Raw genomic sequence first — 21,327 nt, 5'->3', positions numbered from 1 at the left:
ACTTCACAAAAGAACACAATAGACGTTACGTATCACATAAATGCACAATAACATTTTCTAATATTTTTAAAACAGCTAGTCAAAGCATGTTTATTAATGAGATATAGAAATCGTCATTACCGCAAAACCACCACACCTTTTAACATTCAACAGCTCAATAGATACGATAAAAACGTCACATAAAAACACCGCACACACAAATAAACGCGGTACCGCAAACAGGAGTGCAGACATGACCGTTCCCACGGAATCGCACACAGCAGAGCACGACATCTTCGCCGTCGCATGGAAAGATTTCACACCAGGCCCATGGCAAGAACATGTAGACCTCAGAGACTTCATCCAACGCAACTACACCCCCTATGAAGGCGACGCTTCCTTCCTCGCCGGCCCCACCGACAAAACACTCAGAGTCTGGGACACCCTCGAAAAGAAATACCTCTCTGTAGAACGCAAACAACGCGTCTATGACGTCGACACCAACACCCCTGCAGAAATCGACGCATTCCCTGCCGGCTACATCAGCGAAGACGACGACGTCTGCGTCGGACTACAAACAGACGTCCCCCTCAAACGCGCCATGATGCCCAACGGCGGCTGGCGCATGGTCGAAACCGCCATCAAAGAAGCCGGCAAAGAACCCAACCCAAACATCAAAAAAATATTTACCGAATACCGCAAAACCCACAACGACGCAGTATTCGACATCTACACCCCACGTATCCGAGCAGCCCGTTCATCACACATCATCACCGGCTTACCCGATGCCTACGGACGTGGACGCATCATCGGCGACTACCGCCGTGTAGCACTCTACGGCGTAGACTTCCTCATCCGAGAAAAAGAAGCCGACAAACACAAAGTCGCTGACCAAGGATTCTCCGAACACTGGGCACGATACCGCGAAGAACACTCAGAACAAATCAAAGCCCTCAAACGACTCAAGAACATGGCACAAGCCTACGGATTCGACATCTCAGGGCCCGCAAAAAACGCACAAGAAGCCGTCCAATGGACCTACTTCGCATACCTCGCATCCGTCAAATCACAAGACGGCGCCGCTATGTCCATCGGACGACTCTCTGGCTTCCTCGACATCTACTTCGAACGAGATCTCGCCAACGGAACCATCACCGAATCTGATGCACAAGAAATGATCGACGCGCTCGTTATCAAACTACGCATCGTCCGCTTCTTACGCACCATCGACTACGACCAAATCTTCTCAGGAGACCCATACTGGGCAACATGGTCCGATGCAGGATTCGGAGACGACGGACGAACCCTCGTCGTCAAAACATCCTTCCGACTCCTACAGACTCTACGCAACCTCGGACCAGCCCCAGAACCAAATATCACCATCTTCTGGGACGAAAAACTTCCCGCAGGATACAAAGAGTTCTGCTCTGCTATCTCCATCGAAACATCCTCCATCCAATACGAGTCCGACCCACAAATCCGAAACACTTGGGGAGACGACGCCGCCATTGCATGCTGTGTATCCCCCATGAAGGTCGGAAAACAAATGCAATTCTTTGGTGCTCGTGTCAACGCTGCTAAAGCATTGCTTTACGCAATCAACGGTGGACGAGACGAGATGAGCGGGAAGCTCATCGTTGAAGGGTACGAACCCATCACCGGTGACGGGCCTCTCGACTTTGACGAAGTCTGGCAAAAGTATGAAGAAATGCTCGATTGGGTGATTGCAACATACGTTGAAGCACTCAACATCATTCACTACTGCCACGATAAATACGCTTATGAGGCCATTGAGATGGCGCTTCACGATTCCGACGTCATTCGAGCTATGGGATGCGGTATCGCTGGGCTATCCATTGTTGCGGACTCACTGTCAGCTATTAAATATGCGAAAGTTACTCCAGTCCGCGACGAAACAGGACTCATCGTTGATTACATCACCGAAGGAGACTTCCCCGCATACGGAAACGACGATGACAGAGCAGACGATATTGCTGCAACAATCGTTCACACTGTCATGAGCAAGATTAAAGCTATCCCGCTTTATCGTGATGCTATCCCCACCCAGTCAGTGCTCACGATTACCTCAAACGTTGTCTACGGTAAAGCTACCGGAAACTTCCCTTCCGGACACCGTGCAGGAACACCCTTCTCCCCCGGCGCAAACCCCGAAAACGGTATGGATACACACGGCATGGTGGCTTCCATGCTTTCTGTTGGCAAACTTGACTATCAAGATGCTCTCGACGGTATCTCGTTGACCAACACCATCACCCCCACCGCATTGGGACGCACCAAAGAAGAACAGGTTCAGAACCTTGTAGGAATCCTTGATGCAGGATTCTTACCAGAAGAAGACTAACCGCATATAACGGTCACCCCATGGGTTACCTCGTGTTGGTATATGCCCTCATGCTGAGGCATATACCAACACATCACTTGAAAAATCTAAGGAGAAAATTATCATGGCAGTCAAAACCTTTGAAGAACGTCTTGCAGAGATGAAAGCTAACCGAGCTAACGTCCCGGCAGATCAGCATGGCCTATACCATGCAAATATCAACGTCCTCAACCGTGAGACCCTCGAAGACGCAATGGAAAACCCCGATAAATACCCAAACCTCACCGTTCGAGTCTCTGGGTATGCCGTAAACTTTGTGCGTTTGACACGTGAGCAGCAACTTGACGTTCTCTCACGGACTTTCCATCAGAGTGCATAACTCTCTTCCGCTGGTTAATGATGTCTACATCAACAGTAGAAACGATGCCGTTGGGGGAACAAGGCTTTGCTCCCCCAGCGTCTCGTCATGCAGGAGCTGGAACGTGGGGTCTTGGTGAACTCACCGATTTAGAACGAAGCGAACAGCTTAAAAGAATGAGAGAAGGGAAGTTAGGTTCTGTTCATTCTTGGGAGTTGGTTACCGCGGTAGATGGGCCTGGCACCCGTATGACAGTTTTTATGAATGGTTGCCCGTTGCGGTGCGTGTACTGTCATAATCCAGATACGTTTAACATGCGTGATGGTCAGCCAGTTGAGGCTCAAGAATTGCTCAAACGTATCAAGCGTTATCGCAAAATTTTTAAATCTACCGGTGGTGGTTTGACCATTTCTGGTGGAGAAGTTCTCATGCAACGTGCTTTTGCGTGGAATGTTCTTATGGGCGCTAAATCTTTAGGTATCCATACATGTATTGATACTTCTGGTTATTTAGGTGCAGCAGCTACCGATGATTTTCTTGAGTCAGTAGATTTAGTTCTTCTCGATGTTAAAGCTGGCGATGAGGAAACCTACCATCGTGTGACAGGACGACGTTTACAACCAACTATTGATTTTGGTGATAGGCTCAATGCTCTGGGCAAAGATGTGTGGATTCGTTTTGTGTCAGTGCCTGGTTACACCGACTCTTATGAGAATGTTGAGAACGTTGCAGATATTGTATGCCGTTGGCCTCGTTCTGTTCGCAGAGTTGAAGTTTTACCTTTTCACCAGATGGGAACAGATAAATGGCGTTCTTTGGGTCTTGACTACAAGCTTGAAGAGGTGCGTCCTCCTAGCAAAGAAGAAACAGAGCGGGTACGCCAACAATTTCGGGACCGCGGACTTACCGTCTACTAAGGTGAGTGTTACTGGGATTCCGCATTTTTTGGATAGCTCAGGCGAATAAGTATTGTTAAAGACCACGGCGGCAAGTTCTCAAGGAGCTTGCCGCCGTGGTCAACACGTTTTGGTACATCTACTATTGTGCCAGTATTTCGCCGGCACGTATACGTGCCCAGCGCTCTGCTTCTAAAACTGAGTCCAAGGTCAAGTTTTTTTCGGAACAATATGCACTTGAGGATTCGTGTTCGTCCAGTACTTTTTGAACAGTATCAATCATCGCGGTAAAAGAAATTTTCTTCGCATGGAAGGCTTCTACAGCTTCTTCATTCGCAGCATTAAATACCGCAGGGAAGGTTCCTCCACGACGTCCAGCTTCTTTAATGATACGAACAGCTGGGAACGCTTCTTCATCAAGAGGTTCGAAAGTCCATTTCTGTGCGGTATTCCAGTTACAGGCGGGTGCAACGCGAGGGATACGATACGGCCAGGTAAGACCTAACGCAATGGGTAAAAGCATGGTCGGTGGGCTAGCTTGGGCAATGGTCGTACCGTCAATAAATTGGACCATAGAATGTACCACTGATTGCGGGTGTACCGTCACATCAATATGGTCAAGGTCTATACCGAACAGGTAGTGTGCTTCTAGTACCTCAAGAGCTTTATTGACCATCGAAGCAGAGTTTGTAGTGACCACTTTGCCCATGTCCCACGTAGGGTGAGCTAGGGCTTGCTCAGGGGTCACATGTTGTAGTTGTTCTTTGGTCATGCCACGAAATGGCCCGCCCGATGCGGTGAGGATTAAACGTTCAATTTCGCTATCGTGACCAGCGCCTAGTGCCTGCGCCAAAGCAGAATGTTCAGAATCAACAGGGATAAGTGGCTGTTCAAGGGATGATTGATCTACTGCTTGGCGGACTAAAGCTCCACCAGCGATGAGAGACTCTTTATTTGCTAATGCAACCTGAGCACCAGAGGCTAAGCCTGCTAGGGTGGGGCGTAAACCGATGGAACCGGTGATTCCGTTCAGTACTATATCTGCACCGCAGCTCGCAGCTTCAGAAGATGCGTTTTCGCCGCAGATAATCTGTGGGCTGTACCCAGATAATCCATGTGCTGTGCTGTGCTGTTGGATGAGTTCTTGTAAGGTGATACGGTCTTGTTCTGTTCCGCTCGTTGCAACCAGTTCTGCACGGGTCTCTACCGCTTGTTGTGCTAATAGTTCTAGGGAGTTTCTTCCGGCAGAGAGAGCTTTGACACGAAGGGGGGCACCCTCATCGTGTAGGTGCGTTTGAGAAAGGGTGCATAAGTGCCGTAGTACTTGAAGGGCTTGAGTTCCGATAGAACCGGTTGAGCCAAGAATACTGACAGTTCGACCTATTCCAAGATGTTGTAGGTATTCGTCAGTGAGAGTTTCTAGGGGATGTGTATTTGTTCGCGGTTCAGCTGTGCCACCAAATTTCATAGTATGTAGTTTACCGTCTTTGCCGAAACACTTTGAGGACGCTAGGACCAGTAGCCATGTTTAAAATAACGATGCGAGGGTGCTAGCATCTCGGTTGAGAGCTATCAGCCTCGCATCGCACGGTAGTGATAAGTTTTTAGTTTTTTGCGCCTAGTTTGCCCCAGATGAAGAGAGCAATAAGAGAACCAATAACAGCTGTGACAATAGTGCCGAAGCTTAGTTGAGTGATTCCGTTAGAAAGGCCGGGGATGAAGGTTCCCAACCATCCGCCGATGAACGCACCAACAATACCCAATGCGGTGGTGACAATAAATCCTCCACCTTGTTTACCGGGCATGATGAACTTAGCGAGTGCACCAGCGATGAGGCCTAAAATAATCCAGGTAATAAGACCCATTTTTATCTCCCTATTTTTATGAGAGTTTCCGCTCTCTGAAAGTATGATGACAGAAAATGCTTCAACCATTAGTCATTATACCTAGATAGTCAGCAGGGTGATATTTTCTTAAGAAATTATGTTTGTGGTGAGTAATGAAAGCGACACAAAACTACTTTAAATCCAGCATAAGCTCAATACAGCGGTCCATAAATGCGTCAACTTGCGTCTCTTCATAACATAAAGAACCTACAGCGCTACGAAAAACTGCCCGACGAACCAGACTCGCAGAAAGTTCTCCCTCGCCTTGAAAATGCTGACGCAGCTTCTCACATAAGGCATCCACATCATCGACAAAATACCCTTGTACCCGTGTAGAGCTAGGGCGGCGAAAACGCTCACCCGGAGCACGGTTGATACGCCCCATCACCAATTCAGCACTTTCTTCTACCGCCTGACGCCATGTCTGACGACCATATTTTTCAATATAACGACGACGTTCCAAAGACGCGAAACGGTCTTCAACACGATCTAAGGTCGCGTCAACGTCAGCCGGATAGTAACCGCCCTGCACCGGTGTAAAACTCATGGTGCGAATAGTCGTTGAGGTCATCATCCCAGGGTGAGTTCGTCCGGCACGCAAATTTTCAAAATCCTCAACCAGCTGAACAAAGAAAGCGTCTACTTCACGCGCAGAATACCCCTGTTTCTTCGGCTCAACCAAACGAAATTCACGAAGGCGCTGACGTCTTTCTCCCATATAAACCACCTCAAAATACCTGTGAAGAAAATGTTATTCCATCACGTGTAAAACCTTAAAAAAGGAATTCAAAACCAGTAAATAGCACGTATCCAACAGCTAAACAAAAAACAATAGAATCTAACCGGTCCATCACTCCACCATGACCAGGAAGAATATTTGACATATCTTTAATGCCGATTTCACGCTTAATCATCGACTCAGAAAGATCACCAGCGGTTGCTGTTATTACCAGCGCACATGCCAAGATAACACCGAACCACCACGGATACCCTAAAAAGAAACACGAAATAACAGCCGTCAATGCAGCCCCTATCAAGGAGCCAGCAAAACCTTCCCATGTTTTTTTCGGAGAAATCGTTGGCGCCATCGGGTGCTTGCCCCAGCGTACCCCCGCTAAATACCCCCATGTGTCATTTGCAACTGCCATCAACAAAATGAGAAATATTTTGCCTGAGCCACCGTCTGTCCTAAATAACAGCAACGCTAATGCCACCATAAAAGGAACCCAAGAGGTCACAAAGATAGATCCCATCACTGACATAATCATGCCGTCTTTAGGACCAAAAAGACGCCAAATAATCTGCGCTAAAATAGCGCACACCATTGCAGTAATCATCCATTGCCCACCCCCGATATAAGCAATAAGGGGTAGGAATAATGCGCTTGCTACTGTAGGAAACAGAGGTATTCCCATACCGCGTTTCTTATTGATACCAGAAGTTACTTCCCACGTACCAACTGCAGCAGCAAGCGCACCAAGAATGACAAGAAGCCAAGGGTAGCAAAACAAACCAATGATAAGAAGAGCACCTAAAAAGGTCCCTACGAAGATAGCAGCAGGAAGGTTACGTCCCGCTTTAGAATTCTTTGACCCAGTTTGCTGTTTAACCCGAGTACCCATCAAATTTAGACCTCAAGAAGCTCCGCTTCTTTACGCTTGAATAGCTCATCAATCTGATCAATATGCTTTTTGGTCAAAGCGTCTAGTTCTTTTTCTCCGCGAGAGCCTTCATCTTCGCCTACTTCGCCATCTTTGACCAGCTTGTCGATAGCGCTCTTTGCAGTACGACGGATATTGCGTACGGAAACACGTGCTTCCTCAGCTTTATTGCCAACAATCTTGATGTATTCTTTACGGCGTTCTTCTGTCATTTCTGGCATCACAACACGGATGACGTTACCGTCATTTGCAGGGTTAGCACCAAGGTCAGAATTACGTAGAGCCTTTTCAATATCACCAAGCGCAGACTTATCGTAAGGAGTGATAAGGATAGTGCGAGCCTCAGGAGTCTGGAAGGATGCAAGCTGCTGCAAAGGGGTAGGAGTTCCGTAGTATTCTACGGTCAATGAAGAGAACAATGAAGGATTTGCACGACCAGTACGCACATTTGCAAATTCGTTCTTAGCGGCTTCTACTGCCTTGTCCATCTTTGTTGTTGCTTCTGCTAATGATTCCTCGATCAACGGTATCTCCTTTTAATACGGTATTTTTATCAGTCACAATGACCAATAGGTATGCTCCCTATTAGTCTAGTTGATTTACTCTCTTCTTGCTTAAGACATCTCGAAGAACCAAGTGTTAATTCCGTGAAGGTGCAAAGAGCTATCAACCCAAAAGAGGCTCCCCTGCTCTCATCTGGTGTTGACAAACCAAATGAGCAGAAGAGCCTCTCATCAATATCGTTCCTCACATTGATTAAGCGGTAACGAGCGTTCCCATCTTTTCGCCAAGAATAGCTCGAGTTACATTACCGTCACCTTGCATACCAAATACGCGCATCGTGACGTTGTTATCACGGCAGAGAGAGAACGCCGTCTGATCCATCACACGGATATTCTTACGCATTGCCTCATCATAGGTGAGGCTATAAAGACGTTCAGCATCGGGATTTGTCTTAGGGTCTGCAGTGTAGATACCGTCAACACCATTTTTTGCAACGAGAACCTCATCTGCAGAAATCTCAAGAGCACGCTGAGCAGCAACTGTATCTGTCGAGAAATAAGGTAGACCAGCGCCAGCACCAAAAATTACGACGCGGTCTTTTTGCATATGGCGAATCGCACGACGGGGAATATAGGTTTCGGCAACCTGAGGCATAGTAATAGCGGATTGAACACGGGTGTCAATACCAGCTTGTTCAAGGAAATCTTGAAGAGCCAAGGAATTCATGACCGTACCTAGCATGCCCATGTAGTCTGCACGGGAACGATCCATGCCAGCGTTTGAGAGCTCTGCTCCGCGGAAGAAGTTACCTCCACCAATCACAATAGCGGTCTCTACTTTTCCAATAGTTGCAGCGATTTGTTCAGCAACTCCACGAACGACGTCAGTTGCAATACCAACTTCTCCGCCACCAAAGACTTCCCCAGATAGTTTGAGAAGAACTCGACGGCGTCCTGTGTCATCGCGATAAGTGGGGGTAGTAGCGGGCTGAGTCATGATGGAGCCTCCAAAAAGTTCTGTATTTATCATGCGTCATAAAACGCGTTCTCGTCTAATAGCATACGACAAGGGGAAGTACCGTTCTAGGTACTTCCCCTTGTTATGTTCGGCTCAATCTAAAATATTTCTATTTTTTGAGAGCAAAACAGTGAAGATTTTATTTATGCACCAACGCGGAAACGCTCGAAAGCGGTAGCGGTAGCGCCAGCTTCTTCAAGAACCTTAGCAACAGACTTGGAAGAATCTTTTGCGAAGTCCTGATCAAGCAAGGTGTTTTCCTTGTAGAAAGCTTTGAGCTTGCCTTCAACAATTTTTGGAATAATCTGCTCAGGCTTACCTTCAGCAGCAGCGGTTTCTTCAGCAACGCGCTTTTCTGCTTCAACGTCTTCAGCTGGGATAGCTTCAGAGTTCAAGTATTTAGGAGACAATGCTGCAATGTGTACAGCAACATCGTGCGCTACGGTATCGGTGTTTTCACCGGTGACAGCCAAAAGAACGCCAACCTGTGCAGGAAGGTCTTTGGAGGTCTTGTGCAAGTACACAGCAATGTTTTCACCTTCAACGCGTGCTACGCGGCGAACAACAATTTTTTCGCCCAAGAGTGCGCCAGCTTCGGTGGTGAGTTCTTCAACAGTCTTTCCGTCTACGGTAGCTGCCTGAAGTTCTTCCAAAGTGGAAGCGCCAGCTGCAATAGCTGCTTCAAGAACGTTGTTACCGAATTCTACGAAAGGATCAGATTTTGCTACGAAGTCAGTTTCAGAGTTGACTTCTACCATGTAGCCAACGCCGTTTTCAACGCGTGCAGCGATAAGACCTTCAGCGGTTGCACGGCCTTCACGCTTGGTAACGCCCTTGAGGCCTTTAACGCGGATGATTTCCATTGCTTTCTGCTGGTCGCCGTTAGCCTCGTCGAGAGCTTTCTTGACGTCGAGCATACCTGCGCCGGTCTTTTCGCGCAGTGCTTTAATGTCTGCTGCGGTGTAGTTCGCCATTGTGAACTCCTTGATTGTTTTAGTTCAAAGATTTTTATACATACACACTGTCTGGGGTGTTACAGTGTGGTTTTTGCTAATGGCGCCCACCCAAAAACTTAGGTGGGCGCCATTAGTTTTATGTGAAATTACTCTGCAGATGCTTCGGTAGTTTCTGCGGTCTTTTCAGCTTTGTGCTGTTCAAGAAGCTCGCGCTCCCATTCAGCCATAGGTTCTTCAGCAGTGTTTCCCTTGCCGGCTTTTTTGTTGTTGCGTTCTAGAAGACCTTCTGCAACTGCGTCAGCAATGACGCGGGTGAGGAGGTTAACGGAGCGAATCGCGTCGTCGTTACCGGGGATGGGGAAAGCAACTTCGTCAGGGTCGCAGTTGGTGTCAAGAATTGCCACAACAGGAATGTTGAGCTTCTGAGCTTCGTCAATTGCGAGGTGCTCTTTCTTGGTGTCAACAACCCACAAAAGGCTAGGGGTCTTGGTGAGGTTGCGAATACCGCCGAGGGTGCGCTCGAGCTTTTCGTGTTCGCGACGGAGCAAGAGGAGTTCTTTTTTGGTGAACTGTGAGCCTGCAACATCGTCAAAGTCGATCTGCTCTAGTTCTTTCATGCGGTCGATACGCTTAGAAACAGTCTCGAAGTTGGTGAGCATACCACCAAGCCAACGGTGGTTAACATAAGGCATGTTAACTCGAGTAGCCTGTTCAGCGATAGCTTCCTGAGCTTGCTTCTTGGTACCAACGAAGAGGATGGTGCCACCGTGAGCAACGGTTGCTTTAACAGCTTCGTAAGCTTTATCGATGAAAGCCAAAGACTGCTGCAAGTCGATGATGTAAATGCCGTTACGTTCGGTGAAGATGAAGCGCTTCATCTTGGGGTTCCAGCGACGGGTCTGGTGACCAAAGTGAACACCAGAGTCAAGAAGCTGGCGCATAGTTACGACTGGCATGTCGTCTCCTTTTATATAGATGTGCCGTGGCGATCCCTGATTCCAGGCTAACCGTCCACGCGCATAGTAGTTATCGGTTTACATTGGAGTAAAACACTCCCCTGGTAAAACTCATATTGTTCGAGGGAGGATACCCTGAACAATACTCAGACCTTCACCACCTCATTTGATGGACCGAAAGTTCTCAGTCTTCACATAAACCCCAGAATATATTTGAGAGGCTTTATGAAGATATTGTTTTACGCGTTGTCAGACCACTTCTACAGCGGTAAGTCACTATGTATGGTGACTTCTCGAAACCTCTCAATAAGAACCTAAGCCATAAGACTCAAAGTTTTTAGGCAGGAAGTATCGAACTGCAATAGCCAACTATACCGCATCGACACCGTCAAAAACATACGGAATACGGCGAATGTGAGCAAAAAACCAAGGTTTTCTAGAGGCAGCAGAAAACAACAACCCAGCTCATCAACAACCAGTGCACCACACCACGGTTTCTTAGCCTCTACCCCACACTGAGACAGGCACCAATATCAACCAAAATAGCGCCTTCATCAGCGAACCTAACCCTCTCAATATTAATACAGCAAAACTTACAACTATCCACAATTTTGGCCAAGCCAACGACAACGCTTCTCACCTCATTCAGTCTCGAAGAAGATAGTATTTTGCCTCTTCATACGCGAAAGAACCTGACCAGATGAAAACTATGCGCGTTACCTCCCAAAGATTCACAACCCTATTCACCATCATCATGGTGGTGTTCTACAGTGCCGCGAGCGCAGCCCAACCTTTCGAAAGAGCGGAACCCTCACCGACTAGCTCCACCTCAGTGCATCACCGTGAACACCAGTGGGTTTCCCCTGTTTCCGAACCATTAGAGGTTTTGAGAGCTTTTCAAAAACCTCAACAGCGTTGGGCTAAAGGTCATAGAGGAGTAGATATCGTAGCTCACGGTTCAATACGGGCACCAATGAGTGGAAAAATCATTTTTTCAGGAAAAGTTGTTGATAGGTATGTCATCACTATTGAACATGAGGATGGTTATAAATCGAGTTTTGAGCCCGTCACCCAGGCAAAAGAAACAGGTGAGACAGTATCTATTGGAGAAGTTATTGCGCAGGTAGATGAAACAGTTCAGCATTGCCCGCAACGATGTATCCATTGGGGAGTCCGCCAGAATATTGCAGGAGAGTGGGAATATATTAACCCGTTAACATTATTGTTTCTCGAAAAGCCAAGTATTCTCCTACCTGTTGCAGAAGACTTTTTAGCCTCGCATGCTCCACGAGCAAACGTTGAGGCACCTTCTATCAGCTAAGTTACCTAGTTCCTGCATAAAAACACCCCACACCTACTCGCAAAAATGGTTTTGACAAGGCATAATAATAGCATTGAGGGGTGTCGAGAGACTCATACTACATATATATCACTCGCTTATTAAGGGGGACGGAGCAACATGCTCCGCCCCTTTTGTCGTCTCCTCTACACGCCCTCACTACTCCCCTTCCCCCTATATATGTAGAGAGAACACGTGAAAAAGATATCCCCCATCTTCATCACTGCAGCTCTTATGCTCAGCAGTATCACACCAACACACGCTACGTCCTTATATGAAACACCTGAACAGCAACTAGACCAACAAGCCACTCTCCAAGAACTTACCCAACGGCACCCCTACGTAGCCGAAGAAACAGACAGGCTCATCGTCAGCTTCGCAGAAGACACCGATGCAGAAGAAAAAGCTCAAGCGCTCGATATCGCGGAAGATAAAACAGACACCCTTGAACATACTCAAATTGTTAAAGACTCAGTACTCGACGACGAAAACACCACAGTTATCCAAGTAGAGTCCCCACTCAGTCAAGAAGAACAAAACGTTGCCGTTCAAACCTTGGAAGAAGATCCTAGAATTGTAGATGCTCGGCCCGACCCCATCATCCATAACGCTCTTTCATCACAGAAAAAACGCATCACCCGCGACACATCACTTTCGACGTGGACAGCTCAACAAATTAACGCTCACAACGTAGAGCACCTCGCCACAGGAAAAAACATCATCATCGGCATCGTTGATTCAGGCGCAACACAACACCCCTCACTCCTTGCACATAGACTCAGAGGGCTAGACCTCATCAGCGACGAATTCTATGGGCGTGACGGAGAGCCTGGACGTGATTGGGACGAAACCGACACCGGAACATACTCCCGATTTAGGTATTCTGATTGGCACGGAACTCACGTCGAAGGCGACACCAAAATTACAGCCCCAGAAGTATCCACCAAACACTTCAGAGCCATAGGAAATTCCGGAAGCGGATACCTTGCCGATTTTGCGGACGCCGTCTTTGCTGCAGCCGGTGGAAAAGTATCGGGCTTCCCTGAACAACCACCGGTAGATGTTATTAATATGTCATTAGCGTGGAAAGGCAAATGCGATCCATACCTGCAAAGAGCTATCAATTACGCTCATGCACGAGGAATCCCAGTAGTCGTTGCAGCAGGAAATTTCAGTGAAAATACAAAAGACTATGCCCCTGCTAACTGTTATCGGGCAGTAGTCGTCGGTGCAACCACATCATGGGGCGCACTAACCGCATATACGAATAAGGGGCAAGAAATAGATGTGATTGCTCCCGGAGGAACAGTAGGCGAACCTGTTATATCAACCTCAAACACGGGCCTATATCAACAAGAAAAACCAACCTACGCGGCACTAAATGGCACGTCTATGGCAGCACCACATGTTGCGGGCGTTATTGCCATGATGAAAGAAGTCAACTCTGAACTGACGGTAGAGCAAATACGGCGAATTCTTAGGGAAACCGGCACATGGACACAAGGCTATCCTCTTGTACATGCCTATAAGGCAGTGCTCACAGCAAAATCACTGGCGCCACCGGTCTACCAACTCAAAGAAAATTCGGGTATCGAGAATACTTATCGAACAACTGGTGGAATACGGGTCTACGGTGAACCAACGTCCCACGAGATTCCCTTAGCAGATGGCGCAGTAGTTCAGCATTTTGAAAACCAATACTCAATTTATTGGACGTCTCAGCTGGGCGCTCACCCCGTCAAACGTTCGGGCGCTATCGGCTCATACTATACTGAGCATCATCAAAAACTTGGCTATCCCGCAATGAGTGAACAAAGACTGCCCGATGGCGGATACTATCAGCGTTTCCGCAATAAACAGGGAAAAAGCACCGCAATCTACTGGTCAGCACACACCGGAACCTATACCGTATGGGAACCGGGCGCAATTGGAGTTAAACATACTCACAATGGTGGCATACGCGGCTGGGGCTACCCAACAATGAACGAATCCACGTTTAACCATGGAGCCAAACAAACATTCAAAAATATCGGAACGGGCCGAGAAACCGTTGTGTACTGGTCTGAACAAACCGGCGCACATTCTATGAACGCCCGCGGTGGCATTTTCAATACATGGGCAAAACGAGGCGGCGCCTTAACCTTAGGTTTCCCTGTCACTGATGAGAGCGACCTAAGTTTCGGCGGTGCTCAAGTAATGTATCAAGCAACCGGAAGCCAGCATCGAACCGCTATCGTGTGGCATTCCAGTACTGGGGCGAAAGTACTTAACGCCCGAGGCGCTTTTTATAATACGTGGATTAAAGATATTCGGCGGTACGGTTATCCGGTAACTGACGAGATTGTACGTCATGGGCAAGCACGCATTGAATTCTCTCGCGGATATGTGTTTACGTGGTCAGAATCAGGTGGGCTCAGTATCACTCGATAAGTATTTTCCGCTTGAGGTCACATACTCATGAATTTTAGCGGAGCCTCGAGACGAGTATCTGGCTCGTGCCAACGACAGACAAAAACGGGTAGCAGAATCTGTGTCTAAGGTTTATCAGCCCACCAAAATTACTGAACAGATAGGAGTATCTAAGTCAGCTGCTGGACGGTATGTTCAGGATGACGAACAACATGATAGTTAAATGCTTGTAGGGGGAACAAAAATCTTTTGTTCCCCCTACAAGCATTTAGTATATTGCCACCATATTACAAGTTTTTAATTCAAATCCTTCTTTAGCCAAATTTTCCGCTAACCTGATATATTCACGGTCAATTTAGGTAGTTTTGCATACTCATGACGTGTATTCTTCTTTTGTTCTTTCGCTCATTGGGCGCGAAGAGGAAGGTTAAAAGTACCCAAACTGAAGTCGTAGTTATGCAGGTCTGAGCTGGAGTGAAATGCGCTTGGGTTGTCGCATATGGGCTCACAAATCTCAATCAGGGTATTACGCACCCCTTAAACATCTTGATGACACCGCTAGTGTGACGTAGGATATATTTCAGTTATGTGGAAGGAGCCCTATGCATAAGACTCTATTGTTCTTGGGACTCCGCTCTTCTTCCAAGACAGCCCAAAACTTAGAAGTTAAAGGCTTGAACACTCGTCAGAAGATTTTCGTTATTGCGGTCTCCCTGCTTATGTCGGCAGCCGTTTTCTACACTTCTCATTTAATAGTTAGAGACTTGGGTAGCAATTTTAAGTTAGTTCCCATCTCCTTGTCTTTGTTTTCTTTAATCTTGTTAGTTCGTCAAGGAAACCAGTTTTATTCACCAGCTAAAGGGAATCCTAAAAAGGAAAACTAAAATCTAGGGAAGGTTGCTGTTGCTGAGTTTGCTACCACTTTTCTTTTTCAGCTACTGCTGCTCTTAGCCGACTCCAATCGGAACAGTTCCTATTCAAAATTCCACCGTTGCAGAACAAACAGCTTATTCTGAAATGCTCGATGACATAAAGCAGTTTCAGAGACATCTCATCGTCATGAAAATACATAGGCACAGGACAGCCCTCCGCTTTAGAGCATGAAAAGACGCCGAAGGAGGCTTCCCTAGCTTTTCACAAGTCGTAAGAGTCTATCGTTTCTTAAATAAATCTCTATGCGAAGGGTCAACTTCTACATCACGATATTTTTCCTCTATATAGCCTGCTTGAATCATGTCTTTAGTTTGCTCATATCTCTCACGAATCTCAGCACGAGACAGACCTGGCGTCCACGGTTTAGACAACAAACCTGCAACCCCAAAAACAATAAAGAACGCAAGCGCACACACAAGACCAGCTGACAGCTCACGAGAGATGAGAAATGCTCCTAATCCAGCCAAACAAGGGAGCACTAGAAACTCAGGTAAGGCATAACCCCATCCACCTGGGTCACTGTGAGAAGCCTTGATAATAAAGGGGCGTTGAATCAGCACCACAATCAGCTCACCCACAATGACCACAGCAATGATAAAGATAACGAGGTTTTGAATCCCAAAATTGAGGACAGGGAAGAAGTATGAGAGTAACCCGTACATAAGGCCTGCAAGGGGCGTTAGAAGACTACTTGTCATCAGGTGCCCTACATACGCTGCGGATAGAGAAACATATTCTCGGTGGTTCTGATCGTAAATATGCTTCGAGGCCATGAGTAACACTCCTATTGATTTTAAAAAACGGGTGGAGGGATGTCTGTAATTGCAACCCTTCTCTGTTGAAAACAGTTTAGTTGAAGCAGTTATTGAGGACGTCACCGTATCCCAATATGCCTTCAAGAACGGTTGCTACTTCACTACCGATTTCAGCCACGACCTACACCAGAGATACAGCAGATGGCTCGGGACTAGGGCAGATTACTCAACTCAGCTACCGGCATAGGCTCTTTCCTCACAGCAAGAAATAGAGGTTGAGGTAGCCCCAGTGTTGATTCCACCCACACCGAACGATTAGGTGAAGCTCTCACCGCTGAGCATATCCTTATGTCCAACGTTGCAAGAAGACAAAAGGTAAGAAAAAAAGTCGTCCATACCGGCTTTATACCGATAGGGACGACTCATCAAATGATCGCCAGCACCGAAGCGAAACTAGCTCTTGTAGGGCCTGCGGGACTTGAACCCGCGACCAAGGGATTATGAGTCCCCTGCTCTGACCAGCTGAGCTAAGGCCCCAAAGCGTCGCTACCAAAAGAGCAACGGTTAATAGCGTACCTGATAATACCGTAGAGAAAAAATCTACAGCACTATTTTTTCTGAGAAACCACGAAATCGTAATATATCTGGTTAGAAAGATAGAGAGATTCGAAAGTTTCCCACGTCTTTTGAGCAGAATGGATTTCAACCATTTGTCTGCTGCACTGCCCCATACGGCGACGTTCCTCTTCCGGTGCAAGAAGTACCTGCGCCAGTTTTTGAGCTAAATCTGCAGCGTTATTCGGTTCAAATAGGTAACCGTTCTCTCCCTCCTGTACCAGATGAGGTAGAGCCAATGCATTAGCCAAAACAACGGGGCGAGAAGCGCTCATCGCTTCAAGGGTCACTAAGGATTGTAATTCTGCTGTTCCTGGTTGGCAGAATACATCAGCTCGGAGATACCCTTCTCTTAGCTGTTCATCGCTAACGTAGCCAAGGAAACGTACACGATCTGCAACGCCACATTCTTGTGCTTTCTCTTGGAGTTCTTCATGCTTTTCACCTTCACCGGCAAGTTCAAGAACAGTGTGGTTCAGTTCTTGAGGCAGTAACGAGAGAGCTTCAATCAGCACGTCAATATTCTTTTCAACAGCAAGACGGCCGGCGAAGAAAATACGAAGCTCCTGCGGGTGAGGGTCGAAATGCTCTCCCTCGCGAAGCTGGTAATCGTCAGAGTTAATGCCGTTAGAGATAGGAATAACTGGTTTTTTAAAATTGCCGGCTTCCTTCATCGCGCGCGCAGCAATCGGGGTGGGGGTCGTAACAACCTGAGCACGTTCAAGGACGAAGCGCATGTCCTTCCAACTGAGTTGTGCAAACGCATCGTTAAACCAGCGGGGAAAGGGCAAGAATGGGTCGAGGTTCTCGGGCATAAAATGGTTTGTTGCGACCACGCGAATGCCACGTTTGCGGGCTTGAAGAAGCAGTACTCGTCCCACGATGTAGTGGCATTGGACGTGCACAACATCAGGTTTAACATCGTCGAGTATCTCGCCTACTCGTTTCCAGATACCCCAAGGTGTACAAATACGGATAGTAGGGTGGGTTAGTGCTTTATGCGAGATGAGACGATGTTCAACGACGCCGTTAACCGTGCGAGTATAGTTTTTACGTTCCTTAGGGTTTGCCGCAACCACATGGACTTGGTGTCCGCGGTGATGCATTGCTGTTGCCAAACGATAACCGAATTGAGCAGCACCGTTAACATCTGGAGGGTACGTATCAGCACCAATCATGATGGTTAGAGACTGTTGTGTCATATCGTATGGAACACCTATTCGCGTTGTATTTTCCTTGCAGAGTTGTTCTACAAGTGACCGTATCTTGCGTATCAATGAAGAAAGCTTATTGTTATTCCTCTATAATCTCATATTTTTGTCTCAGAGTCGGGGAGCTTTAAAACACAAAAGGCGTCTTATTTCCTATGAAGACTAGGATGAATAAGACGCCTTTTAGTGGGTGGTTCTTAGCACGTACTTAGCTTAGAGAACCTTTGTTAGGAGTTACGGCGTAGAAGTTTTTTCAAGAAAATAAAGAAGACGCCTACAGCTCCGATGAGCAACGCGAAAGAACCGCCACGAGCTTTGAGGACGTCGGGGTCGCTTGCGTTCTTTGCTAGACGATTACCTGTTTCAGAGATAGTCGCAGGCAAAGAAACTACGCTACTCTTTGTTTCGTCTAAAAAACCCGTGAATTGCTCCTTAACGTTGCCGCTGTAGGTTTGAATGTCATCACGTAGGCTCTTGAGGTGTTCACGACGCTGTTTGGTGCGTTGTTTGAGTTGCTCTTCATTGGGTGCAGAAGCAAGAACTGCTGTAGTTGAAGGGTCTGCGGCAGCTTTTTCTTTCTCTTCAGCGGCAGCTTTCTTTGCGTCTGCTTTGGCTTTAGCTTTCTCTTCTTGTTCACGTTTCAGACGGGCAGAGTCCATCTGGGAGCCGTGTTTGAGAACGCCAAGGTCATACATGAGTCCGAAAATTGCGGATTCAGGTTTTAGAGGAAGCTGTTTCTTGATCTTCTTGACACCGATAAGGGCGAAAATAAGTAGAAGAAGCAGGAACACTAATGCTAGTGTCAGCGCAGCGTAGACAGGCTTCATGACGGTACCTAGAGCAAGAATGCCTGCAGTAATCAGTGAAATAATGAGGAATAGTCCAAAGACCACACCAACGACAACGAATGCGGCACCTTTACCGAATGCAACGCCTTTGTTTTTGAGCTCAAGTTTAGCAATTTGAACTTCGTCTTTGATCTGCTTCGGGGTGAGGCGAGTAACTACTTTAGTTGCATCGATAGTGCTGGTGACGTTGGACTTCAAGTTAGAAAATGTAGCTTTAAGACCAGAAGAAGATTTCTTCTGAGCCCCGTTGCTGATAGGTGTACCGTTATCGGTCATACTCAACCTCTCCAAAAGTAAGTGTGCTTTCCGGTGCAAGTGTACCAGTTTCTCTCATTATTCTACTGTTAGAGACTTTCTTCAATCTATGAGATTGAGTCGTGTCACATCGTCGACGAAGTATCTAGAGAAGCTGCTAGTTCACTCCTGCCAAATGGTTTAAGAGTATTGGTACTTGCCAGGTGAGAGAAGTAAGTTTTGAGGAGTTTTTACGTAAAAAAAGAAACACCTGACAAATTATCTTGTCAGGTGTTTCATCTATGCTCCCCCGACTGGACTCGAACCAGTAACCCTTCGATTAACAGTCGAATGCTCTGCCAATTGAGCTACGGGGGAATATTCATTACGGCTTATCACCGCAACGAGTAATAACTATACACAGATTTTTTTCTCTTCACAAATCAAAATAGTGTAATCTGCAACACGTTTATAGGATGTTTTCTATCCCCTGACGAATCTTACGCCGATGAGATTCTAACTCCATCAAACGACGCTGAATCTGCTGAAACTGCTCGTACTCAGTACGTGCGTCCAAACGCTGAAGATGCAACAACAGCTCAGACTTCTGACGATTCACATCTTCCTCCAACAAACGTCTCAAAATATCGTGCACGTAACGAGTCAGCTGCTCAGCAGAGGAAGCAGGAATAGGAGATACACTCAACTCCGCCAAAAACGTATGAGCAGCCTCAGGAATATGCGAACGCACCTGATTCAGCCAAGCATGACCGGCAGCAGGAACAACCTCAGCAGCAGCAGACATCACTCCCTGCGCCAGCACCGTATGTAAACGATATCGATACTGCACCTGAACCAGCTGTTGCCAAAAATCTACAGGAACCTCCTGCGGCACCTGAACTAAGACCTCTAAAGCAGTGCGCTCCAAACGCGCCAAAGGATCATGACTATCAGGAACTTCAAACGGCACAGCAGCGGACTGAACAACAACCTCGCCAGAACTATCAGGCCCGCCAGTATGATCTATTTGTTGCAGCGAAGAAGACTCCGCTGAAACCTGTTGAGCAGCTAAAACAACAGCACGTTGAACCTCATCCGCGCCCAAACCTAGCCACCCAGAAACCTCACGGATATAAGCTGGCTTCAACGCAGAATCTTTAATACCAGCAAGGATAGGAGCAACAGCACGCATAGCCTGCACACGCCCTTCCAAAGAATCCATATCAAATTTACGGATAGTACTACGAAGAGCAAACTCAAAAAGAGGCTGCTTATGTTCAATCAGAGAACGAACCGCATGATTACCCCGACGGATACGAAGCTCACATGGATCCATATCCTCCTGCGCCACCGCAACAAAAGTTCTCGCCATAAAACGCTGGTCCTCTTCAAAAGCAGACAACGCAGCCTTCTGACCAGCAGCATCACCATCAAAGGTAAAGATCACTTCCCCGCCAGAACCGTCATCTCCCAAAATACGACGCAAAATACGAATATGGTCAACACCAAAAGCAGTACCACACGTTGCTACCGCCGTATCAACACCAGCAAGATGAGCAGCCATCACATCGGTATAGCCTTCAACCACAACAACCTGACGACGCTTTGCAATATGACGTTTAGCAAGATCCAAACCATAAAGAACCTGAGACTTCTTATACAGCACCGTCTCAGGCGTATTCAAATACTTTGGGCCTTTATCATCATCAAATAAACGGCGGGCACCAAAACCAATGGTCTCCCCCGCAATACCTCGAATAGGCCACATAATACGCCCACGGAAACGATCATATAAACCACGCTGCCCACGCGAAAACATTCCGGTGGCTTCAAGCTCTTCATCAGAAAAACCCTGCTTACGCAAAAAATTCAGTAGATTGTTCCAACCTTGAGGCGCAAAACCCACACCAAATTGAGCAGTTGATTTTGCGTCAAAACCACGACCACCCAAAAAACGTTGAGCCTCAACGGCAGAAGGCATATAAAGATTCTTCTGAAAAAACTCTGCCGCAATTTTATGGGCGTCTAAGAGGCGTTGCCGACGCCCCACCTCTTCACGAGATAAACCGCTCCCCTGCTCATAATGCAACTCATAATTGATACGAGCCGCCAACTTCTCAACCGTCTCCGTAAAAGAAGTATGTTCAACCTGCATCAAAAAAGCGATAACATCGCCAGACTCCCCACACCCAAAACAGTGATAGGTGCCCATCTGTGGACGCACATGAAAAGAAGGGGTGCGCTCATCATGAAAAGGACACAGCCCTTTAAACGACCCAATACCGGCGCTCTTGAGGCGCACATAGCCCTCAATAATTTCGCGGATATCAGTACGAGAACGAACCTCATCGATATCTTCACGTCGAATTAAACCAGCCACTTAAAACATCATATCCATCATCAGCATGAGGACAAAGACCTCGAATTCC

At 47.1% G+C, this 21,327-nt stretch carries 17 protein-coding genes and 2 tRNA genes; 5 read left to right on the top strand and 14 right to left on the bottom strand.

Features of this window, described 5'->3' with window-relative positions; all coding sequences use genetic code 11:
- Positions 1-232 precede the first annotated feature (232 nt).
- The 3 genes from pflB (at position 233) to pflA (ending at position 3,595) form a co-directional block, all read left to right on the top strand.
- Positions 233-2,341 (top strand): formate C-acetyltransferase, encoded by a 2,109-nt coding sequence (pflB, locus tag ACN08W_RS06300; protein ID WP_419107247.1) that lies wholly within the window; start codon positions 233-235, stop codon positions 2,339-2,341.
- Between the two features lie 103 nt (positions 2,342-2,444).
- The gene (grcA2, locus tag ACN08W_RS06295; RefSeq protein ID WP_419102155.1) at positions 2,445-2,699 is read left to right on the top strand and encodes an autonomous glycyl radical cofactor GrcA2; all 255 of its coding nucleotides are present in this window, start codon (positions 2,445-2,447) and stop codon (positions 2,697-2,699) included.
- Positions 2,700-2,743: 44 nt separating this feature from the next.
- Entirely contained in the window at positions 2,744-3,595 is an 852-nt protein-coding gene (pflA, locus tag ACN08W_RS06290) for a pyruvate formate-lyase-activating protein (RefSeq protein WP_419109059.1), read from the top strand.
- Between the two features lie 121 nt (positions 3,596-3,716).
- On the opposite strand, the gene dxr is transcribed toward pflA, so the two are convergent.
- From dxr to rpsB, 8 genes are all read right to left on the bottom strand, one after another.
- Entirely contained in the window at positions 3,717-5,042 is a 1,326-nt protein-coding gene (gene dxr / locus ACN08W_RS06285; RefSeq protein WP_419103281.1) for a 1-deoxy-D-xylulose-5-phosphate reductoisomerase, read from the bottom strand.
- 136 nt (positions 5,043-5,178) lie between these two features.
- On the bottom strand, positions 5,179-5,439 hold the full coding sequence (locus tag ACN08W_RS06280; protein ID WP_419103282.1) for a GlsB/YeaQ/YmgE family stress response membrane protein: 261 nt from the start codon (positions 5,437-5,439) through the stop codon (positions 5,179-5,181).
- 151 nt (positions 5,440-5,590) lie between these two features.
- Complete coding sequence (locus tag ACN08W_RS06275) at positions 5,591-6,178, bottom strand: cell division protein DivIVA (protein ID WP_419103283.1); 588 nt, start codon at positions 6,176-6,178, stop codon at positions 5,591-5,593.
- A gap of 55 nt (positions 6,179-6,233) precedes the next feature.
- Entirely contained in the window at positions 6,234-7,082 is an 849-nt protein-coding gene (locus ACN08W_RS06270; protein WP_419103284.1) for a phosphatidate cytidylyltransferase, read from the bottom strand.
- A gap of 5 nt (positions 7,083-7,087) precedes the next feature.
- Positions 7,088-7,645: a ribosome recycling factor gene (gene frr, locus ACN08W_RS06265; RefSeq protein WP_419103285.1), complete on the bottom strand. Its 558-nt coding sequence runs from the start codon at positions 7,643-7,645 to the stop codon at positions 7,088-7,090.
- Between the two features lie 232 nt (positions 7,646-7,877).
- Positions 7,878-8,621 (bottom strand): UMP kinase, encoded by a 744-nt coding sequence (gene pyrH, locus ACN08W_RS06260; protein WP_419102148.1) that lies wholly within the window; start codon positions 8,619-8,621, stop codon positions 7,878-7,880.
- A gap of 164 nt (positions 8,622-8,785) precedes the next feature.
- Positions 8,786-9,616: a translation elongation factor Ts gene (gene tsf / locus ACN08W_RS06255; RefSeq protein ID WP_419107246.1), complete on the bottom strand. Its 831-nt coding sequence runs from the start codon at positions 9,614-9,616 to the stop codon at positions 8,786-8,788.
- Positions 9,617-9,744: 128 nt separating this feature from the next.
- Positions 9,745-10,554, bottom strand: coding sequence for a 30S ribosomal protein S2 (gene rpsB, locus ACN08W_RS06250; protein ID WP_419102146.1), 810 nt, complete (start codon positions 10,552-10,554; stop codon positions 9,745-9,747).
- A gap of 700 nt (positions 10,555-11,254) precedes the next feature.
- Between rpsB and ACN08W_RS06245 the strand changes: the two genes are divergently transcribed.
- Both ACN08W_RS06245 and ACN08W_RS06240 read left to right on the top strand, forming a co-directional pair.
- Entirely contained in the window at positions 11,255-11,875 is a 621-nt protein-coding gene (locus tag ACN08W_RS06245; RefSeq protein WP_419107245.1) for a M23 family metallopeptidase, read from the top strand.
- A 213-nt stretch (positions 11,876-12,088) separates the two neighbouring features.
- The gene (locus ACN08W_RS06240; protein ID WP_419107244.1) at positions 12,089-14,323 is read left to right on the top strand and encodes a S8 family serine peptidase; all 2,235 of its coding nucleotides are present in this window, start codon (positions 12,089-12,091) and stop codon (positions 14,321-14,323) included.
- Positions 14,324-15,453: 1,130 nt separating this feature from the next.
- Here ACN08W_RS06240 and ACN08W_RS06235 read toward each other — a convergent pair.
- The 6 genes from ACN08W_RS06235 to dnaG all read right to left on the bottom strand — a co-directional run bounded on the left by ACN08W_RS06235 (position 15,454) and on the right by dnaG (position 21,278).
- The gene (locus tag ACN08W_RS06235) at positions 15,454-16,008 is read right to left on the bottom strand and encodes a hypothetical protein (protein ID WP_419109058.1); all 555 of its coding nucleotides are present in this window, start codon (positions 16,006-16,008) and stop codon (positions 15,454-15,456) included.
- 445 nt (positions 16,009-16,453) lie between these two features.
- Positions 16,454-16,527, bottom strand: a tRNA-Ile gene (locus ACN08W_RS06230).
- A 71-nt stretch (positions 16,528-16,598) separates the two neighbouring features.
- Positions 16,599-17,807 (bottom strand): glycosyltransferase, encoded by a 1,209-nt coding sequence (locus tag ACN08W_RS06225; protein WP_419109057.1) that lies wholly within the window; start codon positions 17,805-17,807, stop codon positions 16,599-16,601.
- A gap of 236 nt (positions 17,808-18,043) precedes the next feature.
- Positions 18,044-18,940 carry a phage holin family protein gene (locus ACN08W_RS06220; protein WP_419107241.1) on the bottom strand — a complete coding sequence of 299 codons (897 nt, stop codon included), beginning with the start codon at positions 18,938-18,940 and terminating at the stop codon, positions 18,044-18,046.
- 263 nt (positions 18,941-19,203) lie between these two features.
- A tRNA-Asn gene (locus tag ACN08W_RS06215) sits at positions 19,204-19,276 on the bottom strand.
- A 91-nt stretch (positions 19,277-19,367) separates the two neighbouring features.
- Entirely contained in the window at positions 19,368-21,278 is a 1,911-nt protein-coding gene (gene dnaG / locus ACN08W_RS06210; protein WP_419107240.1) for a DNA primase, read from the bottom strand.
- Positions 21,279-21,327 lie beyond the last annotated feature (49 nt).

Origin of the sequence: Rothia sp. CCM 9419 (assembly GCF_048512815.1) — a bacterium.
GTDB lineage: Bacteria > Actinomycetota > Actinomycetes > Actinomycetales > Micrococcaceae > Rothia.
The sequence above is the reverse complement of the archived record's forward strand: the minus strand, read 5'-3'. Positions and strand labels throughout refer to the sequence as shown.

What these genes read in the sequence shown, in the direction of transcription:
- pflA (WP_419109059.1), top strand. Translation starts at nt 2,744, where the DNA reads ATGCCGTTGGGGGAACAAGGCTTTGCTCCCCCAGCGTCTCGTCATGCA.
- ACN08W_RS06220 (WP_419107241.1), bottom strand. Translation starts at nt 18,940, where the DNA reads ATGACCGATAACGGTACACCTATCAGCAACGGGGCTCAGAAGAAATCT.
- dxr (WP_419103281.1), bottom strand. Translation starts at nt 5,042, where the DNA reads ATGAAATTTGGTGGCACAGCTGAACCGCGAACAAATACACATCCCCTA.
- grcA2 (WP_419102155.1), top strand. Translation starts at nt 2,445, where the DNA reads ATGGCAGTCAAAACCTTTGAAGAACGTCTTGCAGAGATGAAAGCTAAC.
- ACN08W_RS06280 (WP_419103282.1), bottom strand. Translation starts at nt 5,439, where the DNA reads ATGGGTCTTATTACCTGGATTATTTTAGGCCTCATCGCTGGTGCACTC.
- ACN08W_RS06235 (WP_419109058.1), bottom strand. Translation starts at nt 16,008, where the DNA reads ATGGCCTCGAAGCATATTTACGATCAGAACCACCGAGAATATGTTTCT.
- ACN08W_RS06225 (WP_419109057.1), bottom strand. Translation starts at nt 17,807, where the DNA reads ATGACACAACAGTCTCTAACCATCATGATTGGTGCTGATACGTACCCT.
- pyrH (WP_419102148.1), bottom strand. Translation starts at nt 8,621, where the DNA reads ATGACTCAGCCCGCTACTACCCCCACTTATCGCGATGACACAGGACGC.
- ACN08W_RS06275 (WP_419103283.1), bottom strand. Translation starts at nt 6,178, where the DNA reads ATGGGAGAAAGACGTCAGCGCCTTCGTGAATTTCGTTTGGTTGAGCCG.
- ACN08W_RS06245 (WP_419107245.1), top strand. Translation starts at nt 11,255, where the DNA reads ATGAAAACTATGCGCGTTACCTCCCAAAGATTCACAACCCTATTCACC.
- rpsB (WP_419102146.1), bottom strand. Translation starts at nt 10,554, where the DNA reads ATGCCAGTCGTAACTATGCGCCAGCTTCTTGACTCTGGTGTTCACTTT.
- tsf (WP_419107246.1), bottom strand. Translation starts at nt 9,616, where the DNA reads ATGGCGAACTACACCGCAGCAGACATTAAAGCACTGCGCGAAAAGACC.
- pflB (WP_419107247.1), top strand. Translation starts at nt 233, where the DNA reads ATGACCGTTCCCACGGAATCGCACACAGCAGAGCACGACATCTTCGCC.
- ACN08W_RS06270 (WP_419103284.1), bottom strand. Translation starts at nt 7,082, where the DNA reads ATGGGTACTCGGGTTAAACAGCAAACTGGGTCAAAGAATTCTAAAGCG.